The organism is Salinisphaera shabanensis E1L3A, assembly GCF_000215955.2.
Lineage (GTDB): Bacteria > Pseudomonadota > Gammaproteobacteria > Nevskiales > Salinisphaeraceae > Salinisphaera > Salinisphaera shabanensis.
Genome location: NZ_AFNV02000004.1, coordinates 48,570 through 75,420, shown reverse-complemented (window position 1 = coordinate 75,420; position 26,851 = coordinate 48,570). Strand labels below are relative to the sequence as shown.

The window sequence follows — 26,851 nt, the reverse complement described above, 5'->3', positions numbered from 1 at the left end:
TCATTTTTCCATAGACTTTCAGTCGCGGGAGCGGTGGCATGAATAAGGCGTTGGTGACCGGCGGCACCGGTTTTATCGGCCGGCATCTTTGCGAGTCGCTGTTGGCAGATGGCTGGGCCGTCCAGGTGATCACCCGCGATACTGCGGCTGCGGCCAAGGTGCTGCCGGCCGGCGTGGTGCCGGTCGCCGATATCAAGACCGCAGCACCGGCCGATGCGGTCATCAATCTCGCTGGCGAAAATCTGGCCGACGGTCGTTGGACCGAAGCGCGCAAGCGCGAAATGCTGGAAAGCCGCCTACGGATTACGCGTGAACTCACCGAAGCGCTCGGCGAGTGGGAGGATGCGCCGCAGGTCCTGGTCAGTGGCTCCGCGGTCGGTTATTACGGCGCGCGTGGCGACGATGTGCTCGATGAAAGCGAACCGCCCGGCGACGAATTCCAGTCCGAGCTGTGTGTGGCTTGGGAACAGGCTGCCCGGCGTGCCGAAGCTGCCAGTATTCGGGTATGCCGTGTGCGTACCGGTATCGTGCTGGGCGCCGAGGACGGCGCGCTGGCGCAGATGATCACGCCATTCAAGTTCGGGCTGGGTGGTCATTTCGGCACCGGCACGCAATACATGCCGTGGATTCATATCCGCGACGAGGTCCGGGCGATTCGCTTTCTTATCGATAAGCGGGACTGTAGCGGTGCGTTCAATCTGACCGCGCCCGAACCGGCGACGAATCGCGAGTTCACGACCACGCTCGCGCGTGTGCTGCACCGGCCCAACTTTGCGTGGGTGCCCGGCCCGGCGCTCAAGTTGATGGTGGGCGAGATGGCACACTTGCTGCTCACCGGCCAGCGCGCCGTCCCAAGCGCGCTCGAGAAAGCCGGTTTCACGTTCGAATTCCGTCGGCTGCAGCCGGCGTTGGAAGATCTGCTCGGAGACCGCTGAATGACCGATGCGCTGATTGCCACGCTGCGCGATATCGTCGGTACCGATGACGTTCTGCAGGCGCAGGCCGCGTCCGCCTATCTGGTGGAATGGCGCGGTGCATTTCGACCGACGGCCCTCGCGGTCGTGCGACCGGCGGATACGCAGCAAGTGGCGGACGTGATCGTGGCCTGTGCGAACGCCGGGTGTGCCGTAATTGCCCAGTCGGGTAACACGGGGCTGGTCGGCGGCGCGGCCGCGAACGATGCGCAACGGCACGTGATCGTCAATCTCGAGCGCATGAACCGCATACGTGCAGTCGATGCCGACAATGCCACGATTACCGTCGAGGCCGGCTGTATTCTGTCCGACGTGCAGCAGGCGGCCGTCGATGCCGGCCTGTTCTTTCCGCTGACGCTGGCGTCGCGCGATCGCTGTCGTATCGGCGGCAATCTGGCCACCAACGCCGGCGGGCTGAACGTGGTGCGCTACGGCAATATGCGCGATCTCGCGCTCGGGCTTGAAGTCGTGCTCGCCGATGGGCGCGTGTGGAACAACCTCACCGGCCTACGGAAGGACAACAGCGGTTTCGATCTCGATGATTTATTCATCGGCAGCGAAGGCGCGCTGGGCATCATCACCGCTGCAGTATTGAAACTCTACGAGCCGGTCGTCCAGCAGGTAAGCGCGCTCTTTGCGCTGGAGTCTCCGGCGCAGGCGGTGCGCCTGCAACGCCGGCTGACCGCGGCCTCGGGGCATAATCTGACCGGTTGCGAGCTTATGTCGCGTCAGGCGGTAGAACTTGCCTGTACGCATATCGACGGCTGCGAAGAACCGTTCGATATCGATCACGAGTGGTATCTGCTGGTCGAATTGGCCAGCTCGGCCGAAGGCCATTGGCTGCTCGATGCGATCTCGAGCGTGGTGGAGCGAGCGCGCCGAGAGCATGAATGGGTGGATGTGATCGTCGCCCACGATGTCGAGATGAGCCGTCGCCTATGGCATCTGCGCGAGTCGTTACCGCCGGCCCAGGTCGCCGAAGGCGCCTCGATCAAGCACGATATCTCGCTGCCCGTATCGAAACTGCCAGCTTTTCTCGAGCGGGCGCTGACCGCGATTCGCGAAGCGCTGCCCGGCGTCCGGCCGTGCCCGTTCGGGCATGTGGGCGACGGCAACCTGCATTTCAATCTGTCCCAGCCCGTGAACGCCCACGGTCCCGCGTTTCTCGCCCAGGCAGGGGCGGCCCATGCCGTGGTGCACGACATCGTCGCCGAGATGGGCGGCTCGATTGCGGCCGAACACGGTATCGGCCGGCTCAAGGTTGCCGCGCTCGACCGGTATAAATCCGAAGTCGAGCGCGACATGATGCGGGCGATCAAGACAGCACTCGATCCCGATAATCGCTTGAACCCGGGGGCCGTGGTCGCGTCGGATTAAACCGTTCGCGATTCACTGCTAGCGGATGAAGTATCCCGCCGGTTTGAGGGCATCGTCTTCACGAACCAGGGTCACCGTTTCCTGCATGGTTGCCGTTTTATCGAAACGGCTGGCGTAGACGATCACGACGTAGTCGTTTTCCGGGACGTTCGGTAGGTTGCGGGTTTGAGCGACCGAGATCAGCGCACGTTGTTCCAGCCGGCCGGCTCGTTCTCTTGCGTTTTCAATCGCGTCGACCCACTTCGCCTCGCTGATCCCGCCTTTGAACAAGGCGGAAGCCTGCTGCCAGCTGCGTGCATATTCGCCGCTGTCGACCAGCCCCAGCCATGAGCGGGCCACGTTATCGAAGCTGGCGTCGCTTTGTACGTGGGGCGGCTGCGTCGCGCAACCGGTGGCAGCTAGCATCAATGCGGCGAGTAATAAGCCGCCGAACGCTGCCCTGTGCCACGCTGCCACGAATGAATCAGCCGCCTGCCATGCCGGTAGCGCTAACCAGCGCAATCAACGGCTGCGGGTAGATGCCGAAAAAGATCACCGCCGCTGCCAGCAACAGCACCATGATGCCGCCCGACTGTTGACCCCAGCCGGAGACCGCATCGCGACGGCTTTCGCCGGGCTCGTCGAGAAACAGGATAACCATCATGCGCAGGTAGTAATACAGGCCGATGGCGCTGCCGAGGACGATGCCGGCAACCAGCGACCACAGGCCGGACTGTACGGCGATGGCGATTACATAGAACTTGCCGAGAAACCCAGCGGTCATCGGGATGCCAGCCAGCGACAGCATCATGATCGTGAACACTGCAGCCAGGTACGGCCGGCGCCAGAACAGCCCGCGGTAGTGGTGCAGGGCGCCGGCATCGGTGCCCGAGTACGGGCTCGATACGAGCGTGACCACGCCGAACGCACCCAGCGTGGTGGCGACGTAGGTCGCCAGATAAATGCCCACAGTCTCGATGCTGAACGTGCCGCCGGCGACAATCGCGGTCATCAGATAACCCAGATGCGCGATCGAGGAATAACCGAGCAGACGCTTGACGTTGCGTTGGCGTAGTGCGAGCAGGTTACCGATCATCATCGAAGCAAACGCGATAACGCCCATCAGCGTCAGCAGCCAGCCATCTGACGCCGGCGGCGCGAGCGTGAAAAAGCGCAGTAGCAAGGCGAACACAGCGACCTTGCTGACGGTAGCCAGAAATGCCGATACAGGCCCCGGCGCGCCTTCGTAAACGTCCGGTGTCCAGATGTGGAAAGGTACCAGCGACAGCTTGAAGGCCAAGGCCACGACCATCATGCCCACGCCGACAAGCAGCCAGGACTGACTGTCGCTGCCATTGGCCAGTGTGTCTGCGAGCCCGGCGTACTCGAGGGTGCCGGACGCGGCATAGAGTAGGGCCATGCCGAACAGCAAAAACGCCGAGGCCGCGCCGGATAGCACCATGTACTTCAGGCCGGCTTCCAGCGAGATACGGTCGCGATAAGCGTAGGCGACCATGCCGTAAAGCGGGACCGACAGCAGCTCAAGGCCGATGAAAAGCGAGGCAAAATGCCGGCTCGCGATCAGCGCGAGCGCGCCGCCGGCCGAACAGAGCAGCAGGATATAGAACTCTTCGCGCCGATCCGGCAGCGTTTCCAGATAGGCATGCGCAAGCGTCGTACAGGCGAGCGATGCCACCAGCACGATGGCACCGAACAACAGCGAATAGTCATCGATGATGAACAGCGGCGTGACCTGGATCGGCGTGATCTGGAGAACGCCCAGCAGCGACAACAGCGCGGCGTTCAAACCGACGACAGTCATCGTGGCCGCGGTGAAGTGGTTACGGCGCACCGCGATCGACAGCATCACGCCAACGACGGTCGCACAGAGGATGACCAGAGGCGCCAGGGCGAGCAGATGAGTAGAGAAGTCGGTCATGACGCCTTTCGCTTAACTAGTCGGCAACGGAGCAACGGCGAACCAGTCGGTGACTTCGGTCATCGCCGTATGCGAGATATCGAGCACGGTATTCGGGAACAGCCCGAGCCAGAGCGTGAGCACGAGCAATAGCAGCATCATGCTGTATTCGCGCGGATCGAGCCCGCCGAGCGAAGCTTCCGACTTGGGTGTGCCCCAGTAAACCCGGTGCATGAGCACGAGCGAATAAATCGCTGCCATGACCAGTCCGCCGCTGGCGGCAACCACCACCCACGGCACGGTATCGAAAGCGCCGAACAGGATCAGGAATTCGCCAATGAAGTTGCCGGTCCCGGGCATGCCCAGCGAGGCCATGACGAACACCAGCGCAAAGCCGGGCAGCGCACCCATACGCCCGAACAGGCCGCCCATCTGACGCATGTCACGGGTATGGATACGCTCGTAGATCTGACCGGAAATGATGAACAGGCCGGCGGCCGAGAAGGCATGCGCCACCATCTGCACGATCACGCCCTGCAGCGCCAAGAGCGTGCCGGAATAGATGCCGATGAGTACGAAGCCCATGTGCGAGATGCTCGAACAGGCAATCAGACGCTTGACGTCGGTCTGTGAAAACGCGAGCAAGGCACCGTAATAGATACCGAACAGTCCAAGTGCCATCGCGACCGGCGCGAATTGAGCCGAGGCTTCCGGGAACAGCGGAATCGCGAAACGCAGCATGCCGTAGGCCGCGGTCTTGAGCAGAATACCGGCCAGATCGACGGAACCCGCGGTCGGCGCCTGCGCATGGGCGTCCGGCAGCCAGCCGTGCAGCGGTACCACCGGCAGTTTGACCGCAAAGGCAATGAAGAAGCCCAGCATCAATACATAGGCAATCGTGCCGGTCAGCGGTGTTTCACGCAGCACCATATAGTCGAAGGTGAACGTGCCGGTCTGGCTATAGTGCGCGAACACCAGCCCAAGGATCGAAACCAGCATCAACAGGCCACTGGCCTGGGTGTAAATGAAAAACTTGATCGCCGCGCCGATACGGGTATTGCCTTTCGAGCCGCTGTGTCCCCACAGCGCGATCAGGAAATACATCGGCACCAGCATCATTTCCCAGAAGAAGAAGAACAGGAAAAGATCCACGGCCAGGAACACGCCGACCACGCCGCCGATGATCCACAGCAGGTTCAGATGAAAGAAGCCGATCCGGTTGGTGATTTCCTGCCAGGAGCACACCACGGCGAGCACACCGAGAAAGCCGGTCAGCATGATCATGATCAGCGACAGGCCATCCAGCGCCAGATGGAACGAAATACCGAAGCGATCGATCCAGGACAACCGGATTTCGTGCGCCCAGTTCGGCGCGTCGCCCACCACGCCGCCGGCCAGCGAATAGTCGCCCGTCAGCCATAGCCAGAGCGCGAGACCGACCACGAGCAGCATGGTCAGCAACGCGATCCAGCGCGGCGCCTGCGACGGCGCATGGCGGCTTTCCAGCTGCCAGCACAGCAGGCCGCCGATGAAGGGAACGAATAAAAGCCAGCACAGGATCATTGAAAGCGTTCCTTGGGACCTGTGAATGAGCGCGCAAGTGTCACGCCGTTATCGTGTGTGTTCATACGCATCAACCGAACAGCAGCGCGACCAGCAGCAGGGCGGCGCCGGCGAACAACGATAGGGCATACCAACGCAGCCGGCCGCTCTGGGTCGTGACCAGCGCGCTGTTGAGCATGAGCGCGAACTGTGGCGCGGCATTGACGGTCGAGTTGATCCAGTCACGCCGATGCAGACGAGTCAGCAGCAGGTACGGGCGCACGAACACACGGTCGTAAAGCGTGTCGAAGCCCCAAGCGTTATGCCAGAGCTGCCACAGGCTACGACCGAGCGGGTTGGCGGCCAGCTTTTCAGCCGTCTGCCGGTTGCCCAGGAACAACGCTGCAGCCACGCCGAGGCCGACTACGGCCACTGCGGCCGACAGAATTTCCACCACGAGTTTCGTGGTGCCGTGATCGCCACCTTCATGAACGGGCAGCACGTCGGCCAGAGGCGGATGGATCCAGGCGCCCAGGAACGTGGAAAGAATCGCCAGCACGATCAGCGGCAGGTGATGGGCGATGCCCGTACCCGCATGCGCCTTGATCTGGGCTTCGCCATGGAAAGCGATGAAGATCATGCGGAAGGTATACAGCGCGGTCAGGAACGCGCCGGCAAGACCGGCGAACCAGAGCACGTAATGGCCGTTGGCGAACGACAGCCACAGGATTTCATCCTTGGAGTAGAAGCCGGCAGTCACCAGTGGCAGGGCAGCCAGGGCCGCGCCGCCGATGATGAACACACCGTAGTCTAGCGGCAGGCTCTTGCGCAGCCCGCCCATCTTGAAGATGTTCTGCTCGTGATGGCAGGCGATGATCACCGAGCCCGAGGCCAGGAACAGCAGCGCCTTGAAGAAGGCATGGATCATCAGATGAAAGATCGCCGCATCCCACGCGCTAACGCCGAGCGCGAGGAACATGTAGCCGATCTGGCTCATCGTCGAATAGGCGAGGACGCGTTTGATATCGGTCTGGCACAGAGCGGCGAAGCCGGCGAGCAGCAGTGTAACGGCGCCGACCACGCCCACCAGTGCAAGCACGGCCGGCGCCAGTTCGAACACGACGTGCATGCGCGCGATCAGATATACGCCCGCGGTGACCATGGTGGCGGCGTGAATCAGGGCTGAAACCGGCGTGGGGCCGGCCATGGCGTCGGGTAGCCAGGTCTGTAGCGGCAGCTGGGCGGATTTGCCGACCGCGCCGCCGAGCAGCAGTAGGGCCGCAACGCTGGCCATGGTGTCGCCCTCGGCCCATGCCTGGGGCGCCTGTTCGAGCAGCGTCTGGATATCGAGCGTGCCGAAGGTCGCGAATAGCAGGAACAGGCCGATCGCCAGGAATACGTCACCGATACGCGTAATCAGGAACGCCTTGAAGGCAGCCCAGGCGTTGGCCTCATCCTTGTAGTAGTAGCCGATCAGCAGATAGCTGCACAGGCCTACACCTTCCCAGCCCAGGAACAGCAAAAACAGGTTGTCGCCGAGCACCAGCAGCAGCATGGCGACGATGAACAGGTTCATGTAAGCGAAAAAGCGGCCCATGCCCGGCCCGCCTTCCAGGTCGTGCTTCATGTACCAGCCGGCGAACAGGTGGATCAGAAAACCCACGCCGGTGATAACGCCCAACATGGTGGCCGCCAGGCCATCGAAATAAAGCGCGAACGCCGGGGTGAAGTTGCCGACCGAAACCCAGGTCCAGAGCGTTTGCGTGTAGGCCGCGCCGTCGCCTGTGACGAACGTATAGATCAGTAGCGCCGAAACCAGCGCCGACAGACCGACCGAACCAGCTCCTATAGTCGCCGCGGCGCGATCGGGCATGCGCGGAAAGAACGACAGCGCCAGGCTGCCGGCAAGCGGGAAAACAATGGTCAGGGCTAGCAAATTCATCCTTGCATCTCGCTGGCGGCGTCGATGTCAATGGTCTTGAATCGGCGATGCAGCTGCAGCAGCAGTCCAAGGCCAATGCTGGCTTCGGCAGCGGCGAGGGTGATCACCAGAATAAACATCACCTGGCCATCAGGCGCGCCATGGGCCGCGCCAGCGACGATAAACGCCAGCCCAGCCGAATTGAGCATGATTTCCAGGCACATGAGAATGAACAGCGTGTTGCGCCGTACCACCAGGCCAACCAGGCCAAGCGTGAACAGCAGGGCGGCAAGCACCAGCCCGTGCTCCATGGGGATACCGTTCATTGTTCGCCTCCCGGGTGGCGACGCCCGCGTGCCGCGGCGATACGCTTTTCTTCGGCGACGTCGCGATCATCGCGGCCCAGGTGGGCAGCGACCACGAGTGCGGCCAGCAGCACGAAGGCCGCAAGCTCCACGATCAGCACATAAGGGCCGAACATGGTCATGCCGATACGCTCGGCCATGAGCGGCGTGCTATCGACGTTGCCCATCGAACCACCGCTGGCCAGCGCGACCGCCAAAACACCTAGAAGCACGACGCCGAGCACGCCCGGCCCGATCCAGACCTTGGCGGCGAGCCAACTGCGCTCGCGGGCCACGGTTTCGTGATTGAGGTTGAGCATCATGATCACGAACACGAACAGCACCATGATCGCGCCGGCGTAGACGATTACCTCGAGCGCTGCCGCAAACGGCGCGCCCAAGGTATAGAACACGATCGCAACCGATAGCAGCGATACGATCAGATACAGCAGCGCGTGCACGGCGTTGGCACAGCTGATCACCCGGGCTGTGGCGGCAACGGCGACGATGGCAGCGAGATAGAAAGCGATTTCCATGACCGGCCCTTAAGGGAGAAGGGTTTTGACGTCGATGGGCGCAGCCTCGTTCTCGGCCTCGCCCTTGTCCTTGCCGCCCACGGCCATGCCGGCGACGCGATAGAAATTGTAGCCGGGCCGCTTGCCGACGCCGGCAATGGTCAGGTCGGATTTTTCGTAGACCATGTTCTGGCGATCGAACTCGCCCATCTCGAAATCCGGGGTGAGCTGGATCGCATAGGTCGGGCAGGCTTCCTCGCAATAGCCGCAATAGATGCAGCGCGAGAAATTGATGCGGAAGGTTTCCGGATACCAGCGCCCGCTTTCATCCTCGGCCTTTACCACGCTGATGCAGTCCACCGGGCAGGCCACACTGCACAGATTACAGGCCACGCAGCGCTCGGCGCCGTCCGGATCGCGCGTAAGCACGATACGCCCGCGATAACGCGGCGGCAGATAAGGCTTTTCTTCCGGATACAGCACCGTATCGCGTTTGCGAAAGGTGTGCATCAGGGTCATCCAGATGGTGCGCAGAACACTCAGCATAGGTGACTCGCGTAACCGGTTAAATCGAGTAAAGAGTACGAGGTGCTCATGCCATGGCCACCACGACAGCGCCCGTGATCGCAACGTTGACCAGCGCGATGGGCAGCAGGATCTTCCAGCCGAACGCCATGAGTTGGTCGTAGCGTGGGCGCACGGTGGCCGCACGCAGGAGCACGAAGAAGCAGATGAAGAAACCGGCCTTGAGCGCGAACCAGACGAAGCCGGGCAGGATCGGGCCGAGCCATCCGCCAAAAAACAGCACTGTGGTCAGGCACGAGATCAGCACGATGCCCAGGTACTCACCCACGAAGAACATGCCGAATTTCATGCCGGAATATTCGGTGTGATAGCCGGCCGTGAGTTCCTGCTCCGCTTCGGGCAGATCGAAGGGCGCGCGATGGATTTCGGCGATGCCGGCAATGAAGAATATGACGAACGCCGGGAACTGCGGAATCACGTTCCACATCCCCGCCTGCGATTCGACGATAGCGCGCATGTCGAAGCTGCCGGCAAGCAGTACCACGCCCAGCAGGCTCAGGCCCATGAAGACTTCATAGGAAATCATCTGCGCGGCTGTACGCATGCCGCCGAGCAGGGCGTATTTATTATCGGAAGACCAGCCCGCCAGGATGACCGAGTACACGCCCAGTGAACTCATGGCAAGTACGAACAGAACGCCGATGTTCAGATCGACCACGCCGATGGTTTCGGTGAACGGCACGACCGCGAACGCCATGAGCGTCGTGAACATGATGATGCCGGGCGCGATCACGAACACGGCCTTATCGGCGAACGGCGGGATCCAGTCTTCCTTGAAGAAGATCTTGATCATGTCCGCGGCGACCTGAAGGATGCCGAACGGGCCCACGCGATTCGGGCCGTAGCGATCCTGCCAGACGCCCAACAGCCGGCGTTCGACCCAGATCAGTAGCGCGGCCGCGATGACCACGGCCAGCAGAATGGCAATGGTTTCAAACGCGGTCAGCGCAAAATCGATCAGTGTTTCTGTACTGAAGCCGAACATCAGGGCGACACCGCTGCAGGCAGACGCACGCCCATCAAACCATGCGCGCCAACCGGCACACCAATGGTCTTGTCGGGCAGGCTGGGATCAATGGTGACCGGCAGCGCATGAATCTCGCCATCGATGGTCAGGCGCAACGTATCCGCGGCGGCCAGACCGAGCGCCTTGGCGCCGGCTTCGTTGAGCGTGAACCACGCACGCGGCATGCGTTCCTGAATAGCCGGCGCCTTGGCCGACTGCGACTCGCTGCCGAAGATGTGATAACGCGGGATCGCCTGCCAGCCCTGAACCAGCTTGGGCTCGGCCGGCGCATATTCGGGTACGTTCGGATCGACCTTGAGCAGTCGCGTGCCCGGATCGCCGCCTTTGAGATGGCCACCGACCTCGTCCTGAAAACGGGTGATGGCGGCCTGGTTGGAATCCCAGCCGGGCGTCCAGGCATAGGCCATCAGAGCCGGCGGCTGATCGGTGCCGTGGTAGCCCTCCATCGAATAGGAGAGTGCGGAGTCGACGTCGACTTCCGGTCGTTTCTCGCGCACATCGACATTGGCATACAGCGCGGTACGGCCGGAATATCGATGTGGGCTGCGCGGAAAGCGCATGCCGGCCTTGCGAAAGCTCGTGCTCGGCGCGGCCGATTTGATGCCCACGAACTGCGGACAGGCCGCTTCGATGGCATCGATAAGGTCGTCCATGCCCAGCCAGTCGACCGGTTTGCCGATGGCGCTATTGAGATCCGCACACCAGCGCCAGCCTTCCTGTAGCGGCGCTTCCGGAATGAAGACCTGGAAGAAACGCTGGGCACGGCCTTCGTTGTTGACCAGCGTACCGTCGGCTTCGGCAAAGCTGCCAGCCGGCAGCACATAGTCGGCTTTGGCGATGGTCGCGGTCATGCTGTGATCAAGCACGATCAGGTTCTTCGCGGCCTTGATCGCGGCATCGACCTTGCCGTGCTGCGCACGCTCGTAGAGATCGTTCTGCATGACGACCAGCGTATCCGCACGCCGACTGGTTATCGCTTCGAACGCGTGGTCCACATCGCGGTCGCTCATCATCGCCATGCCGAGGCTGTTGGCTTCGTTCAAGGTGACGAACAGGCCCGCGTCGTCGTGCACCGACTCGAGCGCACGCATCACATTGCCGGCTGCGGTAAGCACGGCTTCGCTGCCGAGACTGGTGCCAGCCACAACCAAGGGCTTCTTGGCTTTCCTGAGCGCGGTCGCGATGGTTTCGGCGTGCGCACGCGTCTCGTCGTCGATATTGGCCGGCATGGGCGCGGTATCGTCGAGCATCGCCGCAACTGCGAAGCCGAGCTCCGCAATACGGGCCGGGCGCAGATGGAACAGCTCGGTCGCCACGTCGTCCAGGCGCGTAGCGGCCGGTACCGCCATGAACAGCGGGCTGTAGAAATGCTGGCCCTCGTCGCGCACCGCGCGGGCGTGCCATTTCGGTATGTTGGCGGCTTCGGCGAGTACATGATGTTCGTTTCGTACCGCTTGCCGCAGCGACAGCGCCAAACGCGGCGCGAACTGGGTGACGTCTTCGCCAAGCACGAACACCGCGTCGCAGGATTCCACATCGCGCAGCGTCGGCAGGCGTCCGGCATGTTCCTGTAACAAGGCCAAGGCAGCCAGGCTGGCGTGGCTTTCCGGCCCGCTCATGCCGTTATAGAAGTTGTTGGCGCCGACCAGATGGCGCAGCGCGAAGTTGTCTTCGAGCGAGGCGCGTGGCGAGCCAATGCCGACCAGGCCCTTGGCCTCGGCGAGCACGCTCTTGAGCGACGACAGGATGACGTCCATATCCTGAGGTTCGAGCACGCCGTTATCGGCGCGCACCAGCGGCTGGCGCGGACGGTCTTCGCGATTGACGAAGCCGGCACCGAAACGCCCGCGATCGCACAGGAAGTAGTGGTTGATCTCGCCGTGATAGCGGTTCTGAATACGTTTCAGAATGCCCTGACGCGAACCGGGGCTGGTATTGCAGCCCAGTGAGCAGTGCGTGCAAATGCCGGGGGCATTCTGCATATCCCACTTGCGGTTGTAGTGGGCGCCGAGCGTTTTGTCGGTAAACACGCCAGTCGGGCACACCTCGACGAGATTGCCCGAAAATTCGCTGTTGAAAGCGCCGTCGGCTTCACGCCCGAAGTAGACGTTGGAATGCGAGCCGAGCACGCGCAAATCGTCGCCATCGGCATAATCGCGGTAGTAGCGCACGCAGCGATAGCAGGCGATACAGCGGTTCATCTCGTGATTGATGAACGGGCCGAGGTCCTGATTGCGATGGGTACGCTTGGGGCCGCGATAGCGTCGGCGCGTATGCCCGGTCATCAGGGTCATATCCTGCAGATGGCATTCGCCGCCTTCTTCGCAAACCGGGCAGTCGTGCGGATGGTTGATCATCAGCCATTCGATGACCTGCGCGCGGAAGTCGCTGGCTTCCTGATCGGCGATCGAGAAGCAGCCGCCGTCCGAGGCCGGCGTCATGCAGGCCATCACGATCTGACCTTCGGTGTCGTCCTCGTTCTTGTATTGCTTGACCGCGCACTGGCGACAGGCCCCGACCGAGTGCAGTTCGGGGTGCCAGCAGAAATAAGGCAGGTCGAAGCCCTTGGAGAGCGCGACCTTGAGCAGGTTGTCGGTGTCGTCCACCTCGAACTGCTTGCCGTCGATCTTGATCGTTGCCATCGCTAAACCGTGCCCTAGTTGTTCGAGGCGGCGTTGGCCGGCTGGGTCAGCTCAAGCGTTTCTGCGTCCGGCGGAATAAGCGCCGCCAGTTCATCGCGGAAATACTTGAGACCGGATTCGAGCGGGCCCATGGCGCCGGGCGCATGGGCACAGAACGTCTTGCCCGGGCCGAGCAGTTTGACGTGCAGATCCAGCAGCTCGATATCCCCCGGCTTGCCGTGGCCGGCTTCCAGATTGGTGAGAATACGCTCGACCCAGGGCAGGCCGTCGCGACAAGGCGTACACCAGCCACAGGATTCCTGTGCATAGAAATGCTCGAGGTTCTTGAGCACGCCCACGATCGGGGTTTGGTCGTCCATGACCACCATGGTGCCCGTGCCCAGACGGCTGCCGACCGCGCCCACGCCTTCGTAGTCCATGGGCGTATTCAGATGCTCGTCAGTGAGCAGCGGCGTGGAACCACCGCCCGGCAGCAACGCCTTGAGCTTGCGCCCGCCGCGAATACCGCCGAAATGATCCAGCAGATCCGATAGCTTGGTGCCCAGCGGCAGTTCCACCAGACCGGGCCGCGCCACATGGCCTGACGCGCCGAAGATCTTGGTACCGCCGTCCTTGTGCAGGCCCAGGCCCTTGTACCATTCGGCGCCGTTTTTCACGATATGTGGGACATTACAGATCGTTTCCACGTTGTTGACCGTGGTCGGCTGGCCGAACAGGCCGGAAGCGGCCGGAAACGGCGGCTTGTGGCGCGGCACGGCACGCCGGCCTTCGAGTGCCGACAGCAACGCGGATTCCTCGCCGCAGATATAGCGGCCGGCACTCATATGCAAATACATTTTGAGCTCGAAGCCGGTGCCCAGGATGTCGCTGCCCAGATAGCCGGCTTCCATGGCCTCGTCGATGGCCCGCTGAAGCTTGCGCTGGCTTTCGGTGTACTCGCCGCGCAGGAAGACGTACGCGATATCCGCGCCGATCGCATAGCTGGCAATGGCCATGGCTTCGATCAGCTGATGCGGGTCGCCTTCCATGAGGAGCCGGTCCTTGAAAGTGCCCGGCTCCATCTCGTCGGCATTGACCACGAGATAAACATGCGCCGGGCGTTTCTCCGGATTCTCTTCGAACCGCGGCATGAACGACCACTTCACGCCGGTCGGAAAACCCGCACCGCCGCGGCCGCGCAGGCCGGCTTCCTTGACCAGGGCAGAGACGTCGGTGGGCTTCATTTCCTGAAGCGCCTTTTTATAGGCTTCCCAGCCGCCCGCCTGCTCGTACTCGCCGATGGTCATCGGCTCGCGGTTGTCGCGGATGTTTTTGGTAAGAACCTTTTCCATGACTGTTCGTCCTTGCGCCGCGCCTAGGGGTATTCCGCCAGAATGGCGTCGACCTTATCGGGCGTGAGCCGGCCGTGATAGTCGGTATTGATACGCATTGCCGGGCCGTTATCGCAGTTTCCCAGACAACAGATCGGCAGCAGCGTGAAACGATTGTCCGGCGTGGTCTGGCCGAATTCGATGCCCAGCGTCTTCTTTAGGTAGGCCAGGATTTCCTCGTAGCCGGTTAGGTAGCAGGAGATCGAATCGCAGATCATGATCACGTGCCGGCCTACGGGCTGGCGAAAGATCAGATTGTAGAACGTGGCCACCGCTTCCATCTGGGTCGGCGTGACACCCACCACGGCCGCTGCCGCTTCCAGCGATTCGTCCGATACCCATCCACGATGTTCCTGCACGATCTTGAGTGCTTCGATCGTCGCGGCACCCGGATCTTCGTACAGGGTCATCTCATGCTGGATGGCCTCGATTTCGGTTTTCGATAACTTCATCGGTCCACGTCTGCCATAACAAAGTCGATCGCACCGATAATCGCCACGAGGTCTGCTACGAGACCGCCCTGCGAGATCAGCGGGATCTGTTGCAGATGGGCGAAGCTGGGCGTGCGAATACGCGTGCGATAGCTCATCGCATGCTTGTCGGAAATACTGTAATAGCCGTTCAGGCCCTTGGTGCCTTCGACCATGCACGCCGATTCCATCGCCGGGACCACCGGGCCCCAGCTGACGGTTAAAAAGTGCGCGATCAAGGTTTCGATGTCCTGCATCGTGCGTTCTTTGACCGGCGGCGTGGTCAGCGGGTGATCGGCCTTGTAGTCACCGGCGGGCATGTTCTTCATGCACTGCTCAATGATACGACAGCTCTGGAACATCTCTTCGATACGTACGTCCAGCCGGTCCTGACAGTCGCCATTGGTACCGGTGGGAATCTCGAAATCGAAGTTCTCGTAGCCGGAGTACGGGCGCGCCTTGCGCAGGTCGAAATCCACGCCGGTCGAACGCAGGCCCGGGCCGGTAATGCCCCAGTCGATTGCTTCGTCCTGCGAGTAGGCGCCGATATGCTTGGAACGTTTGACCAGCACGCTGTTGCGCGCCATGGCTTTCTTGTACTCGGCCAGGCGCGAGGGGAACCAGTCGAGGAATTCCTTGACCTTGCGATCCCAGCCGTTCGGCAGGTCCATGGTCAGCCCGCCGATACGGAAGAACGCCGGATGCATGCGAAAGCCGGTGATCGCCTCGATGACGTCATAGGCTTTCTGGCGATCCGAGAACATCCAGAAGATCGGGCTCATCGCGCCGATGTCCTGCACATAGGTGCCGAAGAACATCAGGTGGCTGGTGATACGGAAGAACTCGCACAGCATTACGCGCACGACCTTGACCCGTTCCGGCACCTGAATGCCAAGCACGTGCTCGAGGTTCATGACGTAGGGCAGTTCGTTCATCACCCCGCCGAGGTAATCCACCCGGTCGGTATAAGGGATGTAGGTATGCCAGGACTGGCGCTCGGCCATCTTCTCGGCGCCGCGGTGGTGATAGCCGATATCCGGCACCGCGCCGATGATTTCCTCGCCGTCGAGCTGCAGCACGATACGGAACACACCGTGCACCGAGGGATGGTTCGGGCCCATGTTGAGGAACATGAACTCGGTATCGCCGGACTCGCGCTTCATGCCCCAGTCTTCGGGCTTGAACTGCAGGGCGTTCTCTTCCTCGTCCTGGCGCTTGGGGTCCAGATGCAGCGGTTCGAATTCGGTCGCGCGGGCAGCGTGATCCTTGCGCAGCGGATGGCCCTTCCACGTCGGCGGCATGAGAATGCGGCGCAGGTTCGGGTGGCCATCGAAGGTGATCCCGAACATGTCCCACACTTCGCGCTCGTACCAGTTGGCGTTGGGCCATACGCCGGTGGCAGTGGGCGTGGTCAGGTCGTCGTCGAACAGCGCCACCTTGAGCCGGATCTCGGCCACCGGCGATAGGCTGAGCAGGTGATAGACCACCGTGAAATCGGCCGCCGGCTGATTGAGGCGGTGCTCGCGTACGCGCTCGTCGATCGCGGTCAGGTCGAACAGCATGCGGTAGGCCGGCGTACTGTCCTGACGCAGAAACTTGAGCACATCGCAGATCTTGTCGCGGCCGACCCAAAGCGTGGGCATGCCGTCGGCGGTGATCTGCTCGGTGAACGTACGCTCGTCGAAGCGTTCGAACAGCTGCTGTTTGATATCGACGCGATCGAGCATCAGACCGAATCCGGCGTACGCAGGGTGGTGACCGACAGGCGCTCGCTGCGTTTGCGATCACGCATCGAGAGTTTCGGGCGTTGGGTGACGCCCTGCGGGCCGATCATCCACGACAGCGGGCGTTTTTCCGCGCCGATGTTTTCCTGCAGCAACAGCAGACCTTCGAGGAAGGCTTCCGGGCGGGGCGGGCAGCCGGACACGTACACGTCGACCGGCAGGAACTTGTCCACGCCCTGAACGACGGAGTAGATGTCGTACATGCCGCCCGAATTGGCACAGGAACCCATGGAGATCACCCAGCGCGGTTCCATCATCTGGTCGTACAGACGCTGGATCACGGGCGCCATCTTTAAAAAGCAGGTGCCGGCGATCACCATGACATCGGATTGGCGCGGCGTGGCACGAATGACTTCCGAACCGAAACGGGCCATATCGTGAGGCGCCGTCAGAGCGGTCGCCATTTCCACGTAGCAGCAGGACAGGCCGAAGTTGAACGGCCACATCGAGTGCTTGCGCCCCCAGGCGATCATGTCATCGAGCTTGGCGGTGACGACATTACGCGCCAGCGCATCCTCGATCGTGCCGCCGCTGCCATCGTCCGAACCGGCGGAGCCGGGCTTCGGATTCTTGTCGGTACTAGTCAGTGACCATCCCATTAATGATCGTCCTGTCGGGTGTTCAATCGAACGTCGTGTTCAAAGCGCAGCTGATTCATCGCGGCTTGGCATCCAGGTTGCGGCGACGATTGCTTTCGATCGCCTCCAGGCGGTACTGGCGCGGCGCCTTGGGCGCCCAGTCCAGCGCGCCAATGCGCCACTCGTAAATCAGACCCAGAGTGAGTACGCCGAGAAAGAACAGAAATGCGAAATAACCGGGCCAGCCGAGCGCAGGCGCGGCGATGGCCCAGGAGAAGATGAAGACCACTTCGAGATCGAAAAGCACGAAGATGATCGCCACCAGATAAAATTTGGCCGAGAAACGCATACGAGCGCTGCCGGTGGGCTTGATGCCGGATTCGTAAGGCTCGTTGCCCAGTCGCGAGTTGTGGCGCCCCCCAAGAACGGCCGATACGCCGAGCATGAACACAATCAAGCCCAGCGCGCCCGCGGCGAATAGCAGCAGGGGCCAGATCACAACGGCTTGTTCGGTAGCGGCATTCATTGCGTGTTCCTATTCTACGCGAAGCACTCGTGCGTGGATCCATATCGCGTGCGGGTCGCGAATATAATCAGTGTAGTGTACACAATAATCCGGTGCCGGCGTTCCCTCGTGGCCAGCCGATGCATGACGCATCGCCGCGTCAACGGTAGCCGATTTGCCCCTATCTGTGCGAACTAAAAATTGCGCCAAATAGAAATAATTCTCATTTGCGGCATATTTTTTGCTTGAAGCGTGCGGTCAATACTTTCTGATTGGACCGACGCAGGCTATGGTGAAGGCAACAAACACGCCGGAGGGACCCATGGCCCAGAACGTTGCCCAGAAACTCATCGCGTCGCATCTCCTCGATGGAGAAATGACGCCGGGCGAAGAGATTGCGCTGCGAATCGATCAGACGCTCACTCAGGACGCGACCGGCACGCTGGTGATGCTCGAACTCGAGGCAATGGAGCTCGACCGCGTCAAGACCGAGATTTCGGCTCAGTATGTCGACCACAATCTGATCCAGGAAGACAACAAGAATCCTGACGATCATCTGTTTCTGCAGTCGGCCTGTGAACGCTTTGGCGTCTATTATTCGCGCCCCGGCAACGGTATTTCGCACGCGGTGCACATGGAGCGCTTCGGGCGGCCGGGCAAGACCCTGCTCGGTTCCGACAGCCACACGCCGGCTGGCGGTTCCATGGGTATGCTCGCGATCGGTGCGGGGGGGCTGGAAGTGGCCATGGCCATGGCCGGCGAACCGCTCTATACCAAAATGCCCAAGGTCTTCGGTATCAAGCTCACCGGCGAGCTGCCGGATTGGGTATCGGCGAAAGACGTGATTCTCGAAATGCTTCGCCGGCACGGCGTTTCCGGCGGCGTCGGTAAGATCATCGAGTACTACGGGCCGGGCCTGGAAAATCTGGAGGCCATGGACCGTCACGTGATCGCCAATATGGGCGCCGAGCTGGGCGCGACCACGACGGTATTTCCGGCTGACGCCGAGATCAAACGCTTTCTCAAGTCCCAAGACCGCGAGGATGAGTACGAAGAGCTCGTGGCCGATGAGGACTGCGAATACGACGAGCACGATGAAATCGACCTGTCGACGCTGGTGCCGCTGATCGCCAAGCCGACGTCGCCGGGCAACGTCGTACCGGTGGAAGAGGTCGCCGGCGACGAGCTGTATCAGGCCTATATCGGCTCCTCGGCCAACCCCGGTTATCGTGATTTCGCGGTCACCGCGGAAATGGTGCGCGGTCGCGAGGTGAGCAAGCATGTCTCCTTCGATGTGAACCCGTCGTCGCGGGCCATGCTGCAGACGCTGGCCCGCGACAACCTGCTCGGGCCGCTGATCGCATCGGGCGCACGGCTGCATCAGGCCGGCTGCAACGGCTGTATCGGCATGGGCCAGGCGCCGGCCTACAAGCGCAACAGCCTGCGTACGACGCCGCGCAACTTCCCGGGGCGTTCGGGCACCAAGGAAGATTCGGTCTTCCTATGTTCGCCGGAAACCGCGACCGCATCCGCATTGATGGGCAAGATCACCGATCCGCGCACGCTGGATTTCGAGTATCCGAAAGTGAAGAACCCGGACGATCCGGTGGTCAACGACAAGATGCTCGAAGAGCCGCTGCCGATCGAAGAGGCGCGCAAGGTGGAGCTGGTCAAGGGGCCGAACATCAAGTCGCTGCCGGATTTCGACGGCATTCCGGACGAATTCGAACTGCCCGTATTGCTCAAGGTGGGCGACGATATCTCGACCGACGAAATCATGCGCGCCGGGGCGGAAGTACTGCCGTTTCGTTCAAATATTCCGGCAATCGCCGAGTTCGTCTATGATGGTGTGGACGAGGATTATCCCGATCGCGCCAAGGATACGGGCGACCACGCCATTATCGGCGGCTCCAATTATGGCCAGGGCAGCTCCCGAGAGCATGCGGCGATCGCGCCGCGTTACCTTGGGCTGCGTGTGGTCATCGCCAAGGACTATGCCCGTATTCACTGGCAGAACCTGGTCAACTTCGGCGTATTGCCGCTGACCTTTGCTAACGAAGACGACCTGGATAATCTCAAGCAGGGCACCAAGCTCAAGATCACCGGCCTACACGAGGCCTTGGCTGCGGGCGACAGTGTCGAAGTGGAAACCGAAGACGGCGCAACGATCAGCTGCAAACATGCACTGTCCGAGCGTCAGATCGAAATCCTGCGCGCTGGCGGGTTGATTAACTGGAAGCGCGATCAGGGCTAGCCTCGGCCCGGGTGGGCGCGGTCTGACACGTCGCTGTCATGCGGCGCCGGTTACCATGCCGGCGCCATTTTTGCTTGGCGGCCCTCAGGGTCGCTGCGTAGGCAGCAGTGTTTTGTTTGGGTTGATAAACCTTTTTGCGCCAGGGCAACGACCATGACCCAGCTCTATCGCGATATCGACCATGCATACCGGCTCAGGCTTTGCGACACCGAGCGCAGCTGTATCGGCGCGCGTCTGGCAGGCATCGGCGTGCATTACGACCATGTTCCTCTGCCGGCGGTCGTATTCGACGAAGAATCACGTCCGGACGAAATCATCGGCAGTTATATCGAGCCGCTGGATCGGCTTATGGCGAGCATGCCGCGCGTGGCACTCGACGTGGCCAGTGTGTCCATCTCGCATCCGCGGCGCGAAACAATCGAGCGTGAACTCATGGTCGAGCACGCGCACGACGCGGTCGAGTCACAAGTAATGGTGCACGGCGCTGGTGTTTTGTTCATGCGTACGGCCGACACGGTGTTTGCGCTGTCCTGCGAGCCTGGGGACTATGTGCGGGTGCCACCGGGCCTCAGGCACTGGTTCCGTATGGATTCAAGTCGTTCGTTTCGTACGATTCGTTTCTTCGAAAACGAAGCCCGTCCGCGCCTGAGCCATCGCGGTGAGGATATGCGCGGGCTGTTTGAACTCGTGGGCGACGGCTTGCGTGAAACGCCGGGGCAGTCGATATAGAGCACCTCGCGTGCGACCGATTTTTGTGTCCATGTCGCCACAGGCGTATTCTTCGCTCGCCTAAGTGGTCTCACGGCTAATTTACGGGAAACCTATTCATGGATGAAAAATCCGTCGTAACCGCGTATCGCCGCCTGTCACGACAATACGATCGTTTCTTCGGCCCGGTTTTCGAACAGGGGCGCGAAGTCGCGGTGCGCAAGATGGAGTGCCGTGCAGGCGATCGTGTACTCGAGGTCGGTGTCGGTACGGGCTTGTCGCTCGATCATTACGCAGACGACGTTGAAGTCGTCGGTATCGATGTGTCGCCGGAAATGCTCGAGTACGCCAAGGCGCGCGTCAACGGCAACGCCGATCGCATTTCGCTGGCGCTGATGGATGCGCAGGCGCTCGAATATGCCGACAACAGCTTCGACAAGGTCGTCGCGATGTATGTCGTCTCGGTCGCGCCGGATCCGAAGAAAGTCGTCGAAGAAATGAAGCGCGTCTGCAAGCCCGGCGGCGATCTGTTTATCGTGAATCATTTCAGCCAGGGCAAGGGTGCCATGGCTTCTCTTGAGCGCATGGTGTCGCCGTTGTCGAAGCTGGTGGGTTTTCGCCCCTCGTTTCCGCTGGACGATTTTCTGGAAATGGCCGATCTCGACGTGGTCGAGACGCGCCCGGTCAACGCCTTTGGCTACTGGACGTTTATTCACGCGCGCAACAAAGCGGGCTGATGATGGCCTAGCGGCCGTGCCGAGGATTCTTCGGCACGGCCGCGATAAGGGCGGGTGGGCGTTCGTGCCTGGCGGTGCCGCTAGGCTTCGCCGAACAGTTCCTGACCGAGAGCGACGCGCTCGTTGGCCGAAGTCGGCACGCTCTCGAGCGCGCGGACTTTTTCCAGCCGATGGCGCAATCCCATCTGGTTGGCAAGCTGAATGTTCAGGCCCGGGCGCGCGTTGTATTCGAGCACAAGCGGGCCGTGCTCGGCGTCGAGTACTACGTCGACACCCAGATAGCCAAGCTGGGTGAGGTCGTAGGAACGCGCGGCGAGTTCCAGCAGCAAATGCCAGTCCGGAACCTGGATGCCGCGCACGGCGTTACCCGAATCCGGATGCGAGTCGAGCACGCTGTTGAACCACACGCCGTCGACCGTGCGGCCGGTGGCCAGATCGATGCCTGCGCCGATCGCGCCCTGATGCAGATTGGCCTTGCCGTCGGATTGACGGGTCGGCAAGCGAACCATGCTGGCGACCGGAATGCCGCGAAACACAATGGTTCGAATATCGGGCACACCCTGAAAACTCACGGCATCGAACACGGCATGCGGCTTGACGCGATACTCGATGATTGCCTTGTCCGGCAGCCCGCCCAGGCTGTACATGCCCGAAAGCACGTTGGAAATAAAGTGCTCAAGCTCGCTGCGGGAAACGCTCACACCCGACGAGCGCAGAAACTGATTGCCGCGCCGCCCGCCGATCACCATGATGCCGCTGCCGCCCGAGCCCTGGGCCGGCTTGATCACGAAGTCCTGACGATCACCCAGGATGTTGTCGAGATCGCGCACCTGATGCTCGATCTCGATCACGCCATAGAGCTCGGGCGTGGCAATACCCGCTTCCAGTGCCAGCTGCTTGGTCTTGAGCTTGTCGTCGACCAGCGGATAGAACTCGCGCTTGTTGTAGATGCTGATGTACTCGCCGTTGCGCTCGTTCATGCCGAGAATGCCGAGCTTTTTCAGCGTCGACGGCATGCGCAGCGGCGGGTTGCGCCGCAGTAGTCGCAAACGGCTGCGCCAGCTGCGCCCGAGGCTACTCATTGCTTGTTCGTGATCGCGCGGGCCGAAGCGCGAAAACGCCACAGCTCGGAAACCCGGTAGCCGGTATAACGGCCGGCCAGCAGCGTAAACGCGAGTACCAGCAACAGCAGTTCAGGGAATACAAAAGCGAGGTATTCGGCCAGCGGATGGGTCATGACGAGAAAACCCACGGCCGCAACGGCCAGACTGCCCAGGCCTGAGAGCAAGGCATCCTTCGGCCCGTTTTCATCCCAGACGATCGACATGCGTTCGATGGTCATCGCCAGAATCACCATCGGGAACAGCGCGATCGACAGCCCGTGTTCCATGCCCAGCTTGTGACTGATGACGGACACGCCGGCCATAAGCAGAATCACGATTGTGAGCATCGATGCCAGCCGTGGTACCAGCAGCAGTTTCAATCGCTCAAGATAGAAACGGATGATCAGACCGAGCGCCACGATGACCGAAAACAGGATGCAGCCCCAGAGCAGTTCGGTTTCACGAAACGCCAGTGCGATCAGCACCGGCATGAAGGTGCCGAAAGTGCGCAGGCCGATAAAGTTACGCAGCAGTACCACCACGAGCGCGCCCAGCGGCACCGTGAGCAGGATCTTGTAGGTGTTCTGTGTCGCGATCGGCAGCGACAGCAAAGAGTATTCGAGCACGTCCGAATTGATCAGGCGTGCACGCTGCTGGGCGAGACCCATCACGTCTCGTGACGTACGCAACGCCGAGAACTGCACGCTGGCATCGTCAGCGCCGGCCACATCGACCAGCGGCATATCGCCGGCGTACCAGACCAGCGCATCGGCCGGAAATCCGGCGGCGCCGGTACGTGGGTTGAACGCCAGCCAGCGCTCGCCGTTGTAGACCTCGAGCCAGGGCGTCAGGCTGCCGTGGCGCAGGCTACCGGCCAGCGGCAGGACATGCGCGATACGCGAGGGGATACGCGCGCCGGCAAGTATGTGCTGGATTTGCTCGACCTGGGCGGTGGCGTCCGCGGCCTCGTCGCGCAATACCTTGACCTCGGCTTCGGGGGTTGGGTCGTTGAAGCGACGCAGCAACTCGTGCGCGAACGAGGACGTGTCGGCCGAGCGCGCGCGTACGCTGTCGAGCAGGGTAAAGACAGCGGCCCGTTCGGGATCCGAATATTCGGGGATATCCGGGTAATTTGGGGTGGGCTGGGTCCGATCGCGGTGCGCGGAGCTATCTTCAGTGAGCACGACGCGGTAATACAGCGTTTGCGGCCCGCTCAGATTGCGTGCCGCCCATTGCACGACCCGGTTTGCGCCCACATCGTCGGTAGCCAGTCCGTAGCCCGCAGAAATAAAGTTCTCATCGAGCACCGAGAAACCTGGCGGGGTCTTGGGTACGGCGAGATTGATCTTGGCGGACTGATCCTTGCCGTTGAAACGCACCGTGGCTTCAGCGGTCCAGACCTGTGCACTGGACTGTGGTGTCAGTGGTACACCGAGGCGTTCGGTCTTGTAGTAGCACAGACCGATGGCTACAACGCTTAGGAAAAGCGCCAGCGCCTTGAGATGGAAGTCTTTCACTTAAGTGCGCAGCCCGTCAGTCGTCGGAATCGGAATCTTCTTCATGTTCGACGACCTTGGAATCGTGATCGCATTCGGGCTCGTTGAGAAAGCTCTTGCTGACATCGATCAGGCCAAGATGGCTGATGGTGCGCCGGCCCAGCAGTAGCGGGTAGATCATGTCGCTGCGATCACGCAGCGAAAACTGCTCTTCGTAGATCGTATCGTTCATGCAGACATCGAGCAGCACGACCGGGCGTTCGTCGCTGCCGCCCGCGCCGGTGACCTCGAGCTCTCGATACATCGGGCGCTCGAATTTCTTTTCCACCATTTCGTCGGTGCGCTGGTCTTCCACACGCGTGGTGAAGCGCACCCAGGTTTCATCGTCCTTTTCGAACTTTTCAATATCGGTGGCGTGTAGCGACGATGTCAGCGCGCCCGTATCGAGCTTGGCCTTGAGCGTGACGCCCCACGGTACGAGCTGCGCCTTCTCCACCCAGCCATAGACCGTCTTTTCACTGGCGGCGTGGCTGACCGCGGCCATTCCGAGTAGTGCGAGCATCAAGCACATACGGCTCAGGGTACGAGTCGTTTTCATCAAAACATTCCTTGGGGCAGTCTGATCAGCGGGGTAGGTAGAGTCTATTATTTTGCCGGAGCATGCGTACGCGCGATGGCACGGTGGCCGATATCGCGGCGATACATCGCCTTGGACCAGCTTATTTTTTCCACGCCAGCATAGGCGCGGGCCTGTGCCTGGGCAACGTCGTCGCCCAGGGCGCATACACAAAGCACGCGCCCACCGTCGGTGAGCACCCTGTCGTTATCGGCTGCGCGCGTGCCGGCATGAAATACCCGGGCTCCAGTGGCCTCGGCTGCGTCGAGTCCGGTGATCTCGTCGCCTTTTTCGTATGCGCCGGGATAGCCGCCGGCTGCCATGACCACGCCGAGTGCGGCGCGTGCGTCCCATTCGGCTTCGACCTGGTCGAGACGCGTTTCGAGTGCGGCCTCGATAAGATCGACCAGATCGCTTTGCAGGCGCATCAAAATCGGCTGTGTTTCGGGGTCGCCCAGACGTACGTTGAATTCGAGCACGCGTGCATCGCCGGCATCGTCGATCATCAAGCCGGCATAGAGAAAACCGGTAAAGGCGTTGCCGTCGGCGGCCATGCCGGCAACGGTCGGGCGGATCACGTCTTCCATGACGCGTTCGAACACGGCGTCGGTCATGACCGGCGCCGGCGAATAAGCGCCCATGCCGCCGGTATTGGGGCCGGTGTCGCCGTCGAACGCGGCCTTGTGATCCTGTGAGCTGGCCAGCGGCAGGATGTTTTCGCCGTCGACCAGCGCGATGAAGCTGGCTTCCTCGCCGGTCAGAAACTGCTCGACCACGATTCGTGCGCCGGAATCGCCAAAGGCGTTGTCCTCAAGCATGTCGCGCGCGGCGGCGAGGGCGGCTTCGACGCTATCGGCCAGGAACACGCCCTTGCCGGCCGCCAGGCCGTCGGCCTTGACCACGATCGGCGCGCCGACGTTATGGATGTAGGTGGCCGCTTCGTCGTAATCACTGAACACCGCATAGTCGGCGGTCGGAATGGCATGACGCGCAAGGAAGTCCTTCGAGAACGCCTTGCTGGCCTCCAGGCGCGCGGCATCGCGGCCCGGGCCGAAACAGGCCAGGCCCGCTTGTTCGAACACATCCACGATACCGGCCGCCAGCGGCGCCTCGGGGCCGATCACGGTCAGTGAAATATCGTGGTCGCGCGCGAAATCGCGCAAACCGTCGATATCGGTGGCTGCAAGCGCGACGTTTTCAACGCCGGTCATGCGCGCAGTGCCCGCGTTGCCTGGCGCCACATAAACCCGATCGACACGCTGCGAGGCGGCGATCTTGACGGCCAGCGCATGTTCGCGCCCGCCGTTGCCTACGATGAGAACCCGGTGTTGTGTCGATGTCATCTGATGTCTTGTCGTAGATAAAGGGGCGTGCCGCCACAGCGCGGTGGTACGGCTCGTGCGGCGAAGCTTAGCAAAAGCCTCTCGGAAAGCGTGCGTTCGTGGCTGTCATGAAAACGCCATGAAAGCGTCATCGAACCGTGATTTGCGCATCCTAGGCTGCATGCGAAGCCGTCACGGAGCAGGCCATGTCGAACGAGAACAAGCAACGCAAAGCGCTACGTTATCGCAGCGTGTTCATATCCGATGCCCATCTAGGCACGGCGGGCAGCCAGGCCGAAGCGTTGTCGGCCTTCCTGAAACACTGTGAGTGCGAAAACCTCTATCTGGTTGGCGACATCATCGACGGCTGGCGATTGCGTTCGACGTTCTTCTGGCCGCAGGAACATACGAACGTTGTCCGTCGCATTCTGACCAAGTCCCGGCGCGGTACGCAGGTGTATTACGTGACCGGCAACCATGACGATTTCCTGCGCAAGTTCGTCGACTATGAGCTGCGCATGGGCAATATCCAGATCGTCAACGACGCAGTGCATGTCACCGCCGACAATCGCAAGCTGTTCGTCATCCACGGCGATCTGTTCGACGTGGTCACGCGCTATCACCGCTGGGTGGCGCGTATCGGCGACGTGGCCTACGTGACGCTGCTGCGCGTCAATCGCTACTTCAATAATGCCCGCGCGCGTCTGGGCTATCCCTATTTCTCGCTGTCGGCCTATGCCAAGCACAAGGTCAAATCGGCGGTGAACTTCATCAGCGAGTTCGAAAAGGCGGTGGCCCACGAGTGTCGACGGCGCGGATTCGACGGCGTGGTCTGCGGGCATATCCACCACGCCGAGATGAAGACCATCGAGGGGGTGAGTTACTACAACTCGGGCGATTGGGTGGAGTCGGCCAGTGCGTTGGTCGAGCATTTCGACGGGCGCATGGAAATCGTCTATTGGAACGATATCAAGGACACGCTAAAACCGAGCAACGTACGTTCTCTTCGCGCGGCCTGAACCGGCGTGTGAACGTTTGCGCTGTAGCACGGTTAGACTATCGGCTTTCCTGTTGAAATCGAAAA

24 protein-coding genes are annotated in these 26,851 nt (G+C 61.4%); 6 read left to right on the top strand and 18 right to left on the bottom strand.

Annotated elements, in window-relative coordinates; genetic code table 11:
• Positions 1-38 precede the first annotated feature (38 nt).
• Together SSPSH_RS03645 and SSPSH_RS03640 are read left to right on the top strand one after the other, a co-directional pair.
• Positions 39-935, top strand: coding sequence for a TIGR01777 family oxidoreductase (locus SSPSH_RS03645; RefSeq protein WP_006912278.1), 897 nt, complete (start codon positions 39-41; stop codon positions 933-935).
• The gene (locus SSPSH_RS03640; RefSeq protein WP_006912277.1) at positions 936-2,351 is read left to right on the top strand and encodes an FAD-binding oxidoreductase; all 1,416 of its coding nucleotides are present in this window, start codon (positions 936-938) and stop codon (positions 2,349-2,351) included.
• Positions 2,352-2,369: 18 nt separating this feature from the next.
• On the opposite strand, the gene SSPSH_RS03635 is transcribed toward SSPSH_RS03640, so the two are convergent.
• From SSPSH_RS03635 to ndhC, 14 genes are all read right to left on the bottom strand, one after another.
• Positions 2,370-2,756 (bottom strand): DUF4019 domain-containing protein, encoded by a 387-nt coding sequence (locus tag SSPSH_RS03635; RefSeq protein WP_006912276.1) that lies wholly within the window; start codon positions 2,754-2,756, stop codon positions 2,370-2,372.
• 58 nt (positions 2,757-2,814) lie between these two features.
• Positions 2,815-4,269 carry an NADH-quinone oxidoreductase subunit NuoN gene (nuoN, locus tag SSPSH_RS03630; protein ID WP_006912275.1) on the bottom strand — a complete coding sequence of 485 codons (1,455 nt, stop codon included), beginning with the start codon at positions 4,267-4,269 and terminating at the stop codon, positions 2,815-2,817.
• Positions 4,270-4,281: 12 nt separating this feature from the next.
• Positions 4,282-5,811: an NADH-quinone oxidoreductase subunit M gene (gene nuoM, locus SSPSH_RS03625; protein ID WP_006912273.1), complete on the bottom strand. Its 1,530-nt coding sequence runs from the start codon at positions 5,809-5,811 to the stop codon at positions 4,282-4,284.
• A gap of 70 nt (positions 5,812-5,881) precedes the next feature.
• Positions 5,882-7,732: an NADH-quinone oxidoreductase subunit L gene (nuoL, locus tag SSPSH_RS03620; protein WP_006912272.1), complete on the bottom strand. Its 1,851-nt coding sequence runs from the start codon at positions 7,730-7,732 to the stop codon at positions 5,882-5,884.
• On the bottom strand, positions 7,729-8,037 hold the full coding sequence (nuoK, locus tag SSPSH_RS03615; protein ID WP_021031373.1) for an NADH-quinone oxidoreductase subunit NuoK: 309 nt from the start codon (positions 8,035-8,037) through the stop codon (positions 7,729-7,731). Before nuoK ends, nuoL begins: the two co-directional genes overlap by 4 nt.
• Positions 8,034-8,591 carry an NADH-quinone oxidoreductase subunit J gene (gene nuoJ / locus SSPSH_RS03610; protein ID WP_006912270.1) on the bottom strand — a complete coding sequence of 186 codons (558 nt, stop codon included), beginning with the start codon at positions 8,589-8,591 and terminating at the stop codon, positions 8,034-8,036. The genes nuoK and nuoJ overlap by 4 nt, the downstream gene beginning before the upstream one ends.
• Before the next feature lie 9 nt (positions 8,592-8,600).
• A complete protein-coding gene (nuoI, locus tag SSPSH_RS03605) occupies positions 8,601-9,116 on the bottom strand; it encodes an NADH-quinone oxidoreductase subunit NuoI (RefSeq protein ID WP_006912269.1) in 516 nt (171 codons plus the stop codon).
• 46 nt (positions 9,117-9,162) lie between these two features.
• On the bottom strand, positions 9,163-10,140 hold the full coding sequence (gene nuoH, locus SSPSH_RS03600) for an NADH-quinone oxidoreductase subunit NuoH (protein WP_006912268.1): 978 nt from the start codon (positions 10,138-10,140) through the stop codon (positions 9,163-9,165).
• The gene (nuoG, locus tag SSPSH_RS03595; protein WP_006912267.1) at positions 10,140-12,824 is read right to left on the bottom strand and encodes an NADH-quinone oxidoreductase subunit NuoG; all 2,685 of its coding nucleotides are present in this window, start codon (positions 12,822-12,824) and stop codon (positions 10,140-10,142) included. The genes nuoH and nuoG overlap by 1 nt, the downstream gene beginning before the upstream one ends.
• A 14-nt stretch (positions 12,825-12,838) precedes the next feature.
• Positions 12,839-14,155 (bottom strand): NADH-quinone oxidoreductase subunit NuoF, encoded by a 1,317-nt coding sequence (nuoF, locus tag SSPSH_RS03590; RefSeq protein WP_006912266.1) that lies wholly within the window; start codon positions 14,153-14,155, stop codon positions 12,839-12,841.
• 23 nt (positions 14,156-14,178) lie between these two features.
• A complete protein-coding gene (nuoE, locus tag SSPSH_RS03585) occupies positions 14,179-14,646 on the bottom strand; it encodes an NADH-quinone oxidoreductase subunit NuoE (RefSeq protein WP_006912265.1) in 468 nt (155 codons plus the stop codon).
• Positions 14,643-16,391, bottom strand: coding sequence for an NADH-quinone oxidoreductase subunit C/D (gene nuoC, locus SSPSH_RS03580; protein WP_006912264.1), 1,749 nt, complete (start codon positions 16,389-16,391; stop codon positions 14,643-14,645). Before nuoC ends, nuoE begins: the two co-directional genes overlap by 4 nt.
• The gene (locus SSPSH_RS03575; protein ID WP_006912263.1) at positions 16,391-17,047 is read right to left on the bottom strand and encodes a NuoB/complex I 20 kDa subunit family protein; all 657 of its coding nucleotides are present in this window, start codon (positions 17,045-17,047) and stop codon (positions 16,391-16,393) included. Before SSPSH_RS03575 ends, nuoC begins: the two co-directional genes overlap by 1 nt.
• Before the next feature lie 55 nt (positions 17,048-17,102).
• The gene (gene ndhC, locus SSPSH_RS03570; protein WP_006912262.1) at positions 17,103-17,552 is read right to left on the bottom strand and encodes an NADH-quinone oxidoreductase subunit A; all 450 of its coding nucleotides are present in this window, start codon (positions 17,550-17,552) and stop codon (positions 17,103-17,105) included.
• Between the two features lie 301 nt (positions 17,553-17,853).
• Here ndhC and SSPSH_RS03565 point away from each other — a divergent pair, with 301 nt between their 5' ends.
• The 3 genes from SSPSH_RS03565 to SSPSH_RS03555 all read left to right on the top strand — a co-directional run bounded on the left by SSPSH_RS03565 (position 17,854) and on the right by SSPSH_RS03555 (position 21,230).
• Entirely contained in the window at positions 17,854-19,785 is a 1,932-nt protein-coding gene (locus tag SSPSH_RS03565; RefSeq protein WP_006912261.1) for an aconitate hydratase, read from the top strand.
• 153 nt (positions 19,786-19,938) lie between these two features.
• Positions 19,939-20,514 carry an acireductone dioxygenase ARD gene (locus tag SSPSH_RS03560; protein ID WP_006912260.1) on the top strand — a complete coding sequence of 192 codons (576 nt, stop codon included), beginning with the start codon at positions 19,939-19,941 and terminating at the stop codon, positions 20,512-20,514.
• A 98-nt stretch (positions 20,515-20,612) separates the two neighbouring features.
• Positions 20,613-21,230, top strand: a complete 618-nt coding sequence (locus tag SSPSH_RS03555; RefSeq protein WP_006912259.1) for a class I SAM-dependent methyltransferase — start codon at positions 20,613-20,615, stop codon at positions 21,228-21,230.
• A gap of 80 nt (positions 21,231-21,310) precedes the next feature.
• On the opposite strand, the gene SSPSH_RS03550 is transcribed toward SSPSH_RS03555, so the two are convergent.
• The 4 genes from SSPSH_RS03550 to purD are packed head-to-tail and all read right to left on the bottom strand — an operon-like array spanning position 21,311 to position 25,788.
• On the bottom strand, positions 21,311-22,312 hold the full coding sequence (locus SSPSH_RS03550) for an alpha-L-glutamate ligase-like protein (RefSeq protein ID WP_006912258.1): 1,002 nt from the start codon (positions 22,310-22,312) through the stop codon (positions 21,311-21,313).
• On the bottom strand, positions 22,309-23,850 hold the full coding sequence (locus tag SSPSH_RS03545) for an inactive transglutaminase family protein (RefSeq protein ID WP_006912257.1): 1,542 nt from the start codon (positions 23,848-23,850) through the stop codon (positions 22,309-22,311). The genes SSPSH_RS03550 and SSPSH_RS03545 overlap by 4 nt, the downstream gene beginning before the upstream one ends.
• 16 nt (positions 23,851-23,866) lie before the next feature.
• A complete protein-coding gene (gene rloA3 / locus SSPSH_RS03540) occupies positions 23,867-24,427 on the bottom strand; it encodes a retropepsin-like aspartic peptidase RloA3 (protein ID WP_021031372.1) in 561 nt (186 codons plus the stop codon).
• A gap of 47 nt (positions 24,428-24,474) precedes the next feature.
• Positions 24,475-25,788, bottom strand: a complete 1,314-nt coding sequence (gene purD, locus SSPSH_RS03535; protein ID WP_006912255.1) for a phosphoribosylamine--glycine ligase — start codon at positions 25,786-25,788, stop codon at positions 24,475-24,477.
• A gap of 185 nt (positions 25,789-25,973) precedes the next feature.
• Between purD and SSPSH_RS03530 the strand changes: the two genes are divergently transcribed.
• On the top strand, positions 25,974-26,786 hold the full coding sequence (locus SSPSH_RS03530) for a UDP-2,3-diacylglucosamine diphosphatase (protein WP_006912254.1): 813 nt from the start codon (positions 25,974-25,976) through the stop codon (positions 26,784-26,786).
• The last annotated feature ends 65 nt before the right edge of the window (positions 26,787-26,851 follow it).